We start from the raw sequence: 11,591 nt of genomic DNA, 5'->3' as shown, positions 1-11,591 counted from the left end.
GTTGCTGTGCTCGAAGCAACCCATCGCGCGCCGTCCCCATTGGGGGTAATAGATGGCTGCCAGCACCCTGCCACCCGGTCCTCGACTACCAACGGCGGTGCAAACCGCCGAGTGGATAGCGCGGCCGTGGGAATTCATGGAGCGCGCCGCCGCCCGATACGGCGACACGTTCACCATGAAGTTGGTGCGTGAAGGACCGATCGTGATGGTCTCGCACCCAGATGCGGTGCGGCAGATTTTCACCACGCCTCCGGAACTGGCGCTCGCCGGGGAAGCGAACCGCATCCTGCTGCCCGTGGTGGGCCAGAACTCGGTCCTGCTGCTCGACCGCGACGCGCACAAAGAACAGCGCCGCCTCCTCATGCCCGCCTTTCGCGGCAGCCACTTGCAGAACTATATGTCCACGATGACCGCCATCGTGGAGGCCGAGATGGCCGGCTGGCCGCGTGGTGTGCCGGTGCGGCTGCACCCTCGGATGCAAGCGTTGACGCTCGAAGTCATCTTGCATCTCGTGTTCGGCCTTGAGCGCGGGCAGAGCATGGACCGGCTGCGCCACGCGCTGCAGCGGATGCTCGCTCTCACCACTCATGCCGTCGCGCAGATGTTTCTCTTGGTCGCCGGTCCCCAAAAGCTGAGGACCGCGCTCACCAACAAGTTGCTGGCCGAAGTGGATCGGCTGCTCCACGACGAGATCGTCACTCGCCGACGGCAAGAGGATCTTGGTAGCCGCACAGATGTCCTGTCGATGCTGTTGAAGGCCAAGCACGAAGACGGTAACCCGATGAGTGACAAAGAGATTCGCGATGAACTCGTCACGTTGCTATTGGCAGGCCACGAAACAACGGCATCGGGACTGGCGTGGGCAGTCGAGCGGATCATCCGTCATCCGGATGTGCATTCGCGGCTTGTCGAAGAGACGCAATCCGGCGACGGCCAGAGGTACGTCGATGCCGTGGTGAAGGAGACACTCCGGCTGCGGCCAGTGCTCGCCCTGGTCAGCAGACGGCTCACAGAACCGATGGAGGTCGACGGGTTCTCATTGCCCGCCGGGGCAAAGGTCGCACCATCGATCTATCTCATGCACAGACGTCCCGACGTCTACCCCAACCCGAAGCAGTTTCGTCCCGAGCGGTTTCTCGACAACCGGGCGGGAACGTACACGTGGATTCCGTTCGGAGGGGGCGTGCGCCGTTGCCTTGGCGCGACTTTCGCCGAATGCGAGATGCGGATTGTGCTTAGCGCACTGTTCAGCACCGCACGGGTGCGACCTGTCGACTTCAAATCCGAGCCGATAAACCGCCGGTCGATCACCCACGTGCCGGGTCGGGGGACCACGGTAGTCCTGGATTAAGGGCGCCTCAGCGTCCCGCGCGTCCGACTCCCCGGGCGATCAGGGCGACGGTGCCTCCGACGATGAGAGCGAGCAGCGCAACCTTGAGGACCAGTAACAACAGCGCCATGAGTCGGCCCGTCAGGTGTCGAATTCAATGGGCAGGCTCGCCGGCCCGCTCAGGCCCACGACCGGCTTCCAGGGTGACGGTCCGTTCTTGCGGGGGTTCGCGATTCGGCGGGTGACGGTTTTCAGCGCTTCGGCGATTTCGCGCCGCGCCAGGTTCGCGCCGAGGCAGTAGTGCACGCCGGCGCCGAAATTGAGCACGGGCGGCAATCCCTCGCGGGTGATGTCGAATCGGTTGGGATCGTCGTAGATCGCTGGATCACGGTTGGCCGCAGCGGTATTCGCGAACACCAGCGTTCCCTGGGGGAAGTGGACCCCGGCGAGTTCGACGTCCTCGGCCACGACACGCAATAAGGTGGTGGCGATCGGGGAGTGCCGCATGGTCTCTTCGACGGCGGTCATCGCCAGCTCGGGTGTGTTGCGCAAGAGCTCCCACTGGTCGGGGTGCTCGCAGAGCACCCCGATGGAGGCGGCCACCTGGTTGCGTGTGGTGTCGGTGCCCGCGAGCAGCAGCGCGGCGGCGAGCATGCGCAGCTCTCCGGCGTCGAGCCGGTCCCCGTCGTGTTCGGCGCGGATGAGGTCGGAAAGCAGGTCGTCGGTCAGGGTGTGGCGACGCCGGGCGATCATGTCGTCGACGTAGTCGTCGAGTTCGCCCCACGCGCGCATCACGCCGGGCTCGTCATCGGCGGTGAAGGTGAAGTTGAAAGCCCTGAAGATGTCGTCGGCCCACAGCGAAAACCGTTGCCAGTCTTCGCGGGGCGCGCCGAGCAGCGCGCAGATGATGGGCACCGGGTAGGGCCGCGCGATGTCGGTGACGACGTCGCAGTGACCAAGGCGGCTGATCGGTTCGACGAGTTCGTCGATGACCTCGGTGATCGTGGCGTGCAGGCGTTCGACGGCGCGCGGGGTGAACGCCTTGGACACGACACTGCGGACGCGCTGGTGTTTGGCGCCCTCCATGCCCAACAGCGAGTTGACGACCTTGTCCCAGAGGGGGCCGGAGGTGATGCCCTGGATGGCGAGGATGTACCCGGGTGGGATCTGAAACCGATTGTCCCGCAACATTGTTCGGGCGAGTGCGTAGGAGAGCACCTCGGGTCCATAGGGCCCCAGCGCGATCGGTGCTTGTCGCTGCGCCGCCAACAGCTGCGGATAGACCTGCTCGGGTGTGGCGGTGGCGACGTCGTACTCGATGGTCGGCAAGCCCGCATCGAACACGCTCGGGCTGGAGATGCTGACGGGCATTGCCCCCTCCGTATCAGCTTTAGGCCGGCATAACCGGCAGTTGGCTGTCACTTCGTCCGATCTTAAGCCATCGCTGCAGCGGCCATCCCGGACGGAGCCAGAGCCGGTCTCGAGTCGGTGACGCTACGGCGTGTCGCGATTTCACCGCCCGTCGGTTCTGAGACCGTTGGACATACTCGCGATGGAACGCAAGGAGGCGGCGTGAGCCCGACTCAGATTTTCTTCGTGTCAGCTGTCGTCGTCATGCTGGTAGTCGGGATCGCGGCAATCATGTTCTCCGGAAAGGCGTTTCGCCCTGAAGCGACCCTGGCGACCGTGTTGACGGTGATTACCGTGGCGGGCTGGGTCTGGCGGATGCCACGTGGGTGGTACACGATTTCGCAAATCGCGTGGCGCTACCGCTTGCAGACTTGTCAGGTCCGGGAGGTCGCGGACAAGCTCGGTATGAGGGCCTTCAACCGTGGTGCGCTGGTCCCTCCCTCACAGCGGAAGAAGATGCATCCCGAACTGATGCGCCTGAAGAAGCGTAAGGCGGTGCGCGAGCCGAGGGCGGTGAAGGACGCCCGATCGGTCTACGAATCCTCGGCCTCGCAGTCTGATTTCCTGACCGAGGCCGATCGCTTGCAGTTCTCCGGTGAGGAGCTACTGCGACATCTGCGTCCAAGCATTAACCATTTTGCGGCGGACGTCGAGGACGAGGCAGTCTGACGAAATCAGCTGGGGCCCTCGACACCCCTGAGCCCCACTGAGGGCGGTGCTCTAAATTCTCTGAGTGATTCGCGGCGATGGCGCCGCGGTTCACGGGTAGGTAGTCAGGCTCACCGCTCGACGGCGGCGTGCGCGCGCACCGACGGCGCGATCCAGTCCTCCAGGAACCGTCGCAGCTCCCGTCCGGTGCGCGGTGGACGGCCCGGGTCCACGATCAGTGACTGCACGGTGCGCAGCATGATCTCGACCAGCTCGTCGAGCCTGCCCCCGGCGAATCCCGCTGCGGCCCAATCGACGTCGAATCGCTGCAGGATCGACCGGCCGAACGAAATGGCCATGTCGGACGTGACGCCCGCGGTGAACGCGCTGGCCTTGCCGGGCTGGAACACCAGGCTGAGGTACTTGTCGTGCGCGAGTTGCTCGAACGTGTAGGCGATGCCCTCGACCACCGCCTCGGTGGGATCGGTGATCGAACCCAGGTGCGCCGCAAGCCGATCCAGGAACCCGTCGACCGCGGACAGTGCGGTCGCGCCGAGCAGCGCCTCGTGGGTGGGGAAATACCGGTAGATCGTCTGACGCGTCACGCCGAGCGTCGACGCGACCTCGGAGACGCTCACGGTTCCTCGCGCGTCGATGGCGCTGCGGGTCGCGCCCAGGATGCGTGCGACCGCCTCATCGTCATCGGCCGGGATGTCACCCGACCAGCCGTGCCGGCGCATGGCGTGATCGTCGCACACACCGGCCGCCGGTCTTGACAATACAAACGATAATGATTGTATGGTCCGAAGCATCGAGGCGAAGGAGCCCAGGGTGACGACGATCGACAAGCCGGTGAGCGGCACCGACGAGACGCTGACGCGGCGGGGCCTGCGTCACGCCCTGGACAAGACGACCGACCTGGCCGAACGCGAACTGCGGGTGCCGCTGCACTACTACCGCGACCCCAAGATCACCGAGATCGAGGAATCGCAGATCCTGCGCCGGGTGCCGCTGGCCATCGTCCCGTCGGCGCAGGTGCCGAACAAGAATGACTACGTGGTGCGCTCGGTGCTGGGCGACTCGCTGCTGGTCACCCGCGACCGCACCGGCGCCAGCCACGTCTTGCTCAACTACTGCCGGCACCGCGGCGCGATGCCGGCCTGCGGCTCGGGCAACGCCTCGCGGTTCGTCTGCCCGTATCACGCCTGGACGTACCGCAACACCGGCGAGTTGTTCACCGTCCCGGGCAAGGCCGGCTTCGATTCGATGGACACCAAGGACTACGGCCTGGTGGAGCTGCCGTCCGAGGAGCGGCACGGCTTCATCTGGGCGGTGCTGACCGCCGGCGCGACCATTGATCTCGACGACCATCTCGGTGACTTCGGCACCGAACTGGCGCTGTGGAACTACGAGTCGTACGGCTATCACACGCAGCGCGAATTCACGTCCGAGGTGTCCTGGAAGGGCGCCCTGGAAGCGTTCGCCGAGGGATATCACTTCCCGTACGTGCACGGCGAGAGCCTCATCGGGCAGAACACCCTCGCCAACACGATGGTCTACGACGAATTCGGTAAGCATCACCGCATCGGCTTTCCGTTCACCTGGATCACCAACGCGGACACCGACCCCACGGCGTCGCTGGACCCCTCGACGAACATGGGAGTGATCTATTGGGTGTATCCGAACCTCATCCTGGCCAACAGCCCGGTGGGCGTGGAGATCATCGACATGCTGCCCGCCGGTGAACCGACCCGCTGCACCGTCCGGCACAGCTGGATGGGACGCATCCCGGCCACCAACGACGAGATGAGAGCGGCCTACGACACGGTCTTCGAAGGGGTGCACGCGGCCGTGCGCGACGAGGACTTCGCCATGCTGCCCCAGTGCGGCGAGGGCGTCCGGCACGGCCAGCACGACCACATGATCATCGGACGCAACGAAATCGCCGTCCAGCACATGATCAAGGTGTTCGCGCAGGAACTCGGCGTCGCGCTGGCCTGAACAGCGTTGTTGCTTCCGGTCGGGTAGCCGCGGACCGCCGTGGGTACTGATCCTTTGAACCCGAAGCGGAGAGGATCCGATGGCGCACCGCGATCGTGACTACACCGACGAGCTATTGCAAGAACTGTTGTGGACCTACGGGCCGTGTGGGCAGGAGGACGAGGTACGCGCGGTCATCGCCCGCGAGCTGGAACCCCTCGTCGACGACATGTGGACCGACGACGCCGGCAACCTGATCGGCTACGTTGCCGCCAATCCTTCGGCCGGCGATGCCGGGGCGCCCAACCACCGCCACCGCACTGAGGCCATTCCCGGCACCGCCACCCGGGTGATGGCGCACATGGACGAGCTGTCCATGATCGTCAAGCGCGTAGAACCCGATGGCACACTGCATCTGACGCAGCTGGGCACGATGTACCCGGGAAATTTCGGGCTGGGCCCGGTCGCCGTGCTCGGCGACAACGAAACCCTCACCGCCGTACTGACTCTCGGTTCCGAGCACACCACCCAGGAAAGCGCGCGGATCTGGGAGACCAAGCCCGATCAGGGTGACCGTTCGCTGGACTGGCATCACGTGTACGTGTTCACCGGCCGCAGCACCGACGAGCTGACCGCAGCGGGAGTGCACGCCGGCACCCGCGTCTGCATGGAACGCAGCAAGCGATCGGTCGTCGAGATCGGGGACTACGTCGGCGCCTACTTCATGGACGACCGCGCCGCGGTGACTGCCCTGCTGCACGCCGCACGCCAGCTCCGCGAGCGCGGGCAACGCCCCGCCGACGATGCGTACCTGGTATTCACCACCAACGAAGAGATCGGCGGGGTCGGGGGTACCTACGCCAGTGCCACCCTGCCCGGCGACCTCACCCTGGCCCTGGAAGTCGGCCCCACCGAACGCGAGTACAACACCACCGTCACCGGCGGCCCGATCATCGGCTACAGCGACGCGCTATGTGTCTACGACAAAGGCGTCGCCGACCGGCTGCTGAAAATCGCCACCGACCGCAAGCTGTCCCCACAGCCGGCCGCGCTGGGCGCCTTCGAATCCGACGCGTCGCACTCCAAGGCCAGCGGGCTGACCGCCCGCGCCGGCCTGCTGTGCCTGCCCACGCTGAGCACCCACGGCTACGAGGTGATCGCGCGCCAGGCGATCGACGACATGGCCGCGGTCGTCGTCGATTTCGTGCTGGAGCCGAGTCAAAAGATCACCTGAAAACCCGGCGAACGCGCTGGTCAGCCTGTTAGGCTGGCGGCGCTTCAGGACGCCAAACGATGGGATAGCACGTGGCGGGTGTGGTCTCTGCCAAATCGCTGCCGGTACAAAGCGAATCCCCTTGACACGCCCACGAATTCGCGCCCGAGCGCCGCTGCGGATCTCGTTCGCCGGAGGCGGCACCGACGTCCCGCCGTTCCCGACGACCGAAGGTGGCTGCGTCCTGTCGGCCACCATCGATCGCTACGCCCAGGGATCGCTCGCGCCGCGCACCGATCGCCGGGTCAGCATCGAGTCGGTGGACTTCAAGACCACGCACGAAATGACGCTGGACAGCGAGATCCTCTACGACGGCAGCCTCGACCTGATCAAGGCCGCCGTGCGCAGGTTCGGCCGCGACGGCACGGACGGCTACGACCTGGTGCTGCGGTCCAGCGCTCCACCCGGGTCGGGGCTGGGCTCGTCGTCGACGATGATGGTCGCGCTCACCGGCCTGCTCGCCGAGCACTATCGGGTGCCGATGGGCGAGTATGAGACCGCCCAGCTGGCGTGCGCCATCGAACGCGACGACCTGGGCATCGCGGGCGGCCTGCAGGACATGTACGCCGCGACGTTCGGCGGATTCAACTTCATCGAGTTCACCGACCGGGTGATCGTCAACCCCTTGCGGATCCGCGACGAGACGGCCTTCGAGCTGGAGCTCAGCCTGCTGCTGTGCTACACGGGCATCACCCGGGACTCCGCGCGCGTGATCGAGGACCAAACCCGGCGTGCCACAACGGGTTCCGACGACACCCTGGCGGGGCTGCGGGCGCAGAAGGATCTGGCGGTCGCGATGAAGGCGGCGCTGCTGACCGGAAAGCTGAACGACTTCGGCGCGCTGCTCGGTGAGGCCTGGAATCAGAAGAAACGCATGTCGCCCTACATCACCAACGAGCGCATCGACGACCTTTATGACCTCGCCCGGAAAAACGGCGCATTGGGCGGCAAGCTTACCGGCGCGGGTGGTGGGGGATACATCCTGCTGTTCTGCGACTTCGCCAAAAAGCACCGACTCATTGAAGCCCTCGAGGGCGCCGGCGCCATGATCACCGAATTCGCGTTCGAGAGCAAGGGATTGACCACATGGCAGGCCTGACCGAGTCCGATGTCGTCCCGCCGAGTGTGGAGCTGGTGCAGCAGCGGCTTGCCGAAACCATCGCGGTCAAGCAACAAATGCAGCAGGGCGATCTCGCCGCGCAGACCGTCGAGGTGGCCCGCGTGATCATCGGCGCGTTGCGCGCCGGCGGCAAGGTGATCTTCTTCGGCAACGGCGGGTCCGCGCAAGACGCCGGCCACCTGGCCGCCGAACTGATGGGCCGCTTCGCTTTTGACCGGCCCGGCCTGGCGGCGATCAGCTTGCCCGACGCCACCGCGGCGATCACGGCGATCGGCAACGACTATTCCTACGACGAGGTGTTCGCTCGTCAGGTTCTCGCCGCGGGGCGGCCCGGCGACGTGGTGGTCGGGTTGACCACATCGGGCAACTCTCCCAACGTCGTTCGCGCGCTCGAGGCGGCCGGCCAGGCGGGGATGACGACCGTGACGCTCACCGGCGCGCGCGGCGGCAAGGTGGCCGACGTCGCCGAAATCTGCATCCGGGTGCCCAGCCACGACACCGGGCGGATCCAGGAGGCATGCCTGCACCTGGGCCACACCATCTGCGAAATGGTCGAAGCGGCACTGTTTCCCAGGCCGGCCTGACGTCGACGATGGCCGCACCCGACCTGCGCACCGTGCGCACCGTGCTTTTGGACCGGGACGGCACGATAAACGTCAAGGCCGCCGAGGGCGAATACATCCGAACACCCGCTGAGCTGGTGCTGTTGCCCGGCGCGGCCAAGGCGCTGGCCACGCTGAACGCCGCGGGCCTGCGGACCGTGCTGGTGACCAACCAGCGCTGGCTATCGGAAAAGACCGCCGACCCAGCAGCTTTCGCCGCCACCCAGCGGCGCCTGGCCGAAATGCTGGCGCGCGAAGGCGCCCGGCTCGATGCCGCCTACCACTGTCCGCACGCGGCGAACAGCTGCGACTGTCGCAAGCCGCTGGCCGGCATGTTGGTGCGCGCGGCGCGAGAGCACCGTTTCGACCTGGCCGAGTCCGTCATGATCGGCGACGCCGACATCGACATGATGGCGGGCAGGGCGGCCGGAACGGCGACCATCCTGCTCCACCGGGGCGGCGACGAAGCCGTCGACGCCGACTTCGTGGTCGACGACCTTGCCGCCGCCGTCGAACTCATCGTGAATGCCCAGGTGGCGCGCTGAGGCCACTTGCCGCAGCCGCAACGGTGCTCATAACCTGGCAACATCCGACCGCATCCGGGGGGTTCGGCCCGGGCGGTAGACGACGGCAAGCAGGCGGGCAGGTCATGGCATCACCGCGACGCGCAGAGCGCTGTCGCGATGCTGCGGGCGGCGGTCCATAGCGGTGGCCGGACTGACCGGCGCCCGGGTGGACGAGCTGGCGACGATGGACATCTTCAAGGGCGCTCCCGCTGAAGACCTCGCCCCGCTGGCGGGCCGCCTGCAGCCACTGCACGCCGCGGCCGGCCAGGTGCTGATGCGGCAGGGGGAGCAGGCCGTTTCGTTTCTGCTGATCTCCTCGGGCACCGCCGAGATCACCCATGTGGGTGACGACGGCGTGGTGATCGTCGAGCATGCGTCCCCGGGCATGATCGTCGGCGAGATTGCCCTGTTGCGTGACATTCCCCGGACCGCGACGGTGACCACCGCCGAACCGCTGACCGGTTGGATCGGTGACACCAGGGCCTTCGCCAGCTTGGTGCACATCCCCGGCATCACGCCGCGGCTGCTGCGCACCGTGCGCCAGCGTCTCGCCGCGTTCATCACGCCGATCCCGATCCGCGTGCGCGACGGCACGCTGCTGTTGCTGCGCCCCGTGCTGCCCGGCGACAGCGAGCGCACGGTGCACGGACACGTGTACTTCTCCAGCGACACCTTGTATCGGCGCTTCATGACCCCGCGGCTTCCCACCCCGGCGCTGATGCACTACCTGTCGGAGGTCGACTACGTCGATCACTTCGTGTGGGTGGTCACCGACGGCAGCGACCCGGTGGCCGACGCGCGCTTCGTGCGCGACGCGAACGACCCGACGGTCGCCGAGATCGCCTTCACCGTCGCCGACGCCTATCAGGGTCGCGGCATCGGCACCTTCCTGATCAGCGCGCTGTCCATCGCCGCCGAGGTCGACGGCGTCGAAAGGTTTTCCGCGCGAATGCTTTCCGACAACGGGCCGATGCGCGCGATCATGGACCGCTACGGCGCCGTCTGGCAGCGCGAAGACATCGGCGTCATCACCACCGTGATCGACGTGCCCCATCCACGCCACCTGCGGCGTGAGGAGGCCGAGCAGATCAAGCGCGTCGCCCGGCAGGTGATCGCGGCGGTCGGCTGAGTCGGCGCGGGCGGCGGCCAGTCTCCGCACCATGAGGTGACTTCGGAATCCGCTGGCGCATCCGCTAGCACGTTTGGGAATCGCCTGGTCCTTTCCGACCGGTACCCGTGTGACGGATGCGGTTCCGAACGTATGACCCGATCTTGTGTTATCAACTCCTCATGCGGCCGTTCTGGATTGGCCCGTCGCTGGCCGCCGTGCTCACGGCGGTCATCGCCGCGTGCGGTCACTCACCGGCACACGCGCCGTCGGCCAAACCCACGAAACCCGCTCCGCCCAGTGCCGTTGCCGTCAACCCCGCCAACATCAAGCGGGTCGTTCGGGACCTGCCGCCCGGTTACGAGGTGACCACCGGAATCCCCAGCGCGGCCTCGCCGAGGGTGATCTGGAGCCTGGGGGACGACCTGCAGGCCAAGCCGGCCAAGTGCGGGACGTTGGCCGATCCCGGGAATGGGCGCGACCAGTCGGCGCAGGGCGTGTCGGGATCGGGGAGCGGCGGCATCGTCGACGCGGTGGTGGTGGCTTTGCCTGAGCCGGTGGATTTCCCGGACGACCTGCTCACCTCGTGTTCCCAGTGGTCGGAGTCCGCCGGGCGCACCGTAGTGCACGTCCACCTCACCGACCCGCCGCACGTCGATGGCGTCGACACCGTCGGCATGGTGGCCGACGTGAAGTCCTCCGTCGAATCGGGCACCGAAATAGATTCGCGCACCTACACATTCACCGCTTACCTGGGGAACTACTACGCGTTCACCACGCTGACCACCGACCCGGGTTCCGCGCTTCCGGTGCTGCCGCCGCAATTCGCCGCGGATCTGCTCGCCAAAACAGTGTCCACGTTGCGCAGCTGAGCTACCCGCTTGGGTAGATTGGCCACGATGTCCAAGATGTTGCTCGCGGTCGCGGCCGTCTGCGTCCTGGCCGGCTGCTCTTCGGCCACTCATTCGGCAAGGGTCGACATCAGCAAGGTCGTCGACGTGAAGTCCAGCTTCGGACCCGAGTTCAAGGTCAGCGACATCAGCGAACGGGGAATCGATCCCAAGCTGCTGGCGGGCCGAAAACTGCCCGACGGGTTGACGTTCGACCCGGCGAACTGCGCGAAAGTGGCGGCCGGGCCGGACATGCCGGCTGACCTGCAGGGCAACATGTCCGCGGTCACCGCCGAGGGTCGCGGCAACCGGTTCGTGGTGATCGCGCTGGAGACCTCAAAAGCGTTGCCGTTCAACGACCCCGGGAAGGACTGCAACAAGGTGACCTTCACCGGGCCGCAGATGCGGGGCGGTGTCCAGGTGGTCGAGGTGCCGCAGATCGAGAGCACCCGCACGCTGGGCGTGCATCGCGTCATGCAGGCGCTGACACCGGGCGGTCCACGCACCGGTGAGCTGTACGACTATTCGGCGGCATTCGGCGACTACCAGGTGATCGTCATCGCCAACCCGTTGGTGCTTCCCAATCAGCCCGTCGCCCCGGTCGACACCCAGCGGGCGCGCGACCTGCTCGTCAAAGCCGTGTCCGCGGTGCGCACCTGACGTT

12 protein-coding genes are annotated in these 11,591 nt (G+C 66.4%); 10 read left to right on the top strand and 2 right to left on the bottom strand.

Annotated elements, in window-relative coordinates:
- The first annotated feature begins 52 nt into the window (after positions 1-52).
- Entirely contained in the window at positions 53-1,351 is a 1,299-nt protein-coding gene (locus A5732_RS19850) for a cytochrome P450 (protein WP_076103092.1), read from the top strand.
- A gap of 120 nt (positions 1,352-1,471) precedes the next feature.
- Here A5732_RS19850 and A5732_RS19845 read toward each other — a convergent pair whose 3' ends face one another.
- Positions 1,472-2,701, bottom strand: a complete 1,230-nt coding sequence (locus tag A5732_RS19845) for a cytochrome P450 (RefSeq protein ID WP_076103091.1) — start codon at positions 2,699-2,701, stop codon at positions 1,472-1,474.
- A gap of 201 nt (positions 2,702-2,902) precedes the next feature.
- Between A5732_RS19845 and A5732_RS19840 the strand changes: the two genes are divergently transcribed.
- Positions 2,903-3,409 (top strand): formate dehydrogenase, encoded by a 507-nt coding sequence (locus A5732_RS19840; RefSeq protein ID WP_249266679.1) that lies wholly within the window; start codon positions 2,903-2,905, stop codon positions 3,407-3,409.
- 110 nt (positions 3,410-3,519) lie between these two features.
- Here the strand turns inward: A5732_RS19840 and A5732_RS19835 are convergent, their stop codons facing one another.
- Entirely contained in the window at positions 3,520-4,128 is a 609-nt protein-coding gene (locus A5732_RS19835) for a TetR/AcrR family transcriptional regulator (RefSeq protein WP_076051331.1), read from the bottom strand.
- Positions 4,129-4,186: 58 nt separating this feature from the next.
- Here A5732_RS19835 and A5732_RS19830 point away from each other — a divergent pair, with 58 nt between their 5' ends.
- The 8 genes from A5732_RS19830 (at position 4,187) to A5732_RS19795 (ending at position 11,587) form a co-directional block, all read left to right on the top strand.
- Positions 4,187-5,389 (top strand): aromatic ring-hydroxylating oxygenase subunit alpha, encoded by a 1,203-nt coding sequence (locus A5732_RS19830; protein ID WP_076051240.1) that lies wholly within the window; start codon positions 4,187-4,189, stop codon positions 5,387-5,389.
- Positions 5,390-5,468: 79 nt separating this feature from the next.
- Positions 5,469-6,602, top strand: coding sequence for a M42 family metallopeptidase (locus A5732_RS19825; RefSeq protein ID WP_076051239.1), 1,134 nt, complete (start codon positions 5,469-5,471; stop codon positions 6,600-6,602).
- Positions 6,603-6,723: 121 nt separating this feature from the next.
- Positions 6,724-7,740 (top strand): GHMP family kinase ATP-binding protein, encoded by a 1,017-nt coding sequence (locus tag A5732_RS19820; protein WP_076051238.1) that lies wholly within the window; start codon positions 6,724-6,726, stop codon positions 7,738-7,740.
- Positions 7,728-8,345, top strand: a complete 618-nt coding sequence (locus A5732_RS19815) for a D-sedoheptulose-7-phosphate isomerase (protein WP_076103090.1) — start codon at positions 7,728-7,730, stop codon at positions 8,343-8,345. Before A5732_RS19820 ends, A5732_RS19815 begins: the two co-directional genes overlap by 13 nt.
- An 8-nt stretch (positions 8,346-8,353) precedes the next feature.
- Positions 8,354-8,908 carry a D-glycero-alpha-D-manno-heptose-1,7-bisphosphate 7-phosphatase gene (locus A5732_RS19810; RefSeq protein WP_076051236.1) on the top strand — a complete coding sequence of 185 codons (555 nt, stop codon included), beginning with the start codon at positions 8,354-8,356 and terminating at the stop codon, positions 8,906-8,908.
- Between the two features lie 205 nt (positions 8,909-9,113).
- Complete coding sequence (locus A5732_RS19805; RefSeq protein ID WP_139334531.1) at positions 9,114-10,058, top strand: GNAT family N-acetyltransferase; 945 nt, start codon at positions 9,114-9,116, stop codon at positions 10,056-10,058.
- 161 nt (positions 10,059-10,219) lie between these two features.
- On the top strand, positions 10,220-10,909 hold the full coding sequence (locus tag A5732_RS19800) for a DUF5642 family protein (protein ID WP_076051330.1): 690 nt from the start codon (positions 10,220-10,222) through the stop codon (positions 10,907-10,909).
- A 27-nt stretch (positions 10,910-10,936) separates the two neighbouring features.
- Positions 10,937-11,587, top strand: coding sequence for a DUF5642 family protein (locus A5732_RS19795; RefSeq protein WP_076051234.1), 651 nt, complete (start codon positions 10,937-10,939; stop codon positions 11,585-11,587).
- The last annotated feature ends 4 nt before the right edge of the window (positions 11,588-11,591 follow it).

The organism is Mycobacterium colombiense, assembly GCF_001953985.1.
Classification (GTDB): Bacteria; Actinomycetota; Actinomycetes; order Mycobacteriales; family Mycobacteriaceae; genus Mycobacterium; species Mycobacterium colombiense_B.
This window is presented reverse-complemented; position numbering and strand designations above follow the sequence as displayed.

Coding starts and splice junctions, on each gene's coding strand:
- A5732_RS19850 (WP_076103092.1), top strand. CDS start 53: ATGGCTGCCAGCACCCTGCCACCCGGTCCTCGACTACCAACGGCGGTG.
- A5732_RS19845 (WP_076103091.1), bottom strand. CDS start 2,701: ATGCCCGTCAGCATCTCCAGCCCGAGCGTGTTCGATGCGGGCTTGCCG.
- A5732_RS19835 (WP_076051331.1), bottom strand. CDS start 4,128: ATGCGCCGGCACGGCTGGTCGGGTGACATCCCGGCCGATGACGATGAG.
- A5732_RS19830 (WP_076051240.1), top strand. CDS start 4,187: ATGGTCCGAAGCATCGAGGCGAAGGAGCCCAGGGTGACGACGATCGAC.
- A5732_RS19825 (WP_076051239.1), top strand. CDS start 5,469: ATGGCGCACCGCGATCGTGACTACACCGACGAGCTATTGCAAGAACTG.
- A5732_RS19815 (WP_076103090.1), top strand. CDS start 7,728: ATGGCAGGCCTGACCGAGTCCGATGTCGTCCCGCCGAGTGTGGAGCTG.
- A5732_RS19810 (WP_076051236.1), top strand. CDS start 8,354: ATGGCCGCACCCGACCTGCGCACCGTGCGCACCGTGCTTTTGGACCGG.
- A5732_RS19805 (WP_139334531.1), top strand. CDS start 9,114: ATGGACATCTTCAAGGGCGCTCCCGCTGAAGACCTCGCCCCGCTGGCG.
- A5732_RS19800 (WP_076051330.1), top strand. CDS start 10,220: ATGCGGCCGTTCTGGATTGGCCCGTCGCTGGCCGCCGTGCTCACGGCG.
- A5732_RS19795 (WP_076051234.1), top strand. CDS start 10,937: ATGTCCAAGATGTTGCTCGCGGTCGCGGCCGTCTGCGTCCTGGCCGGC.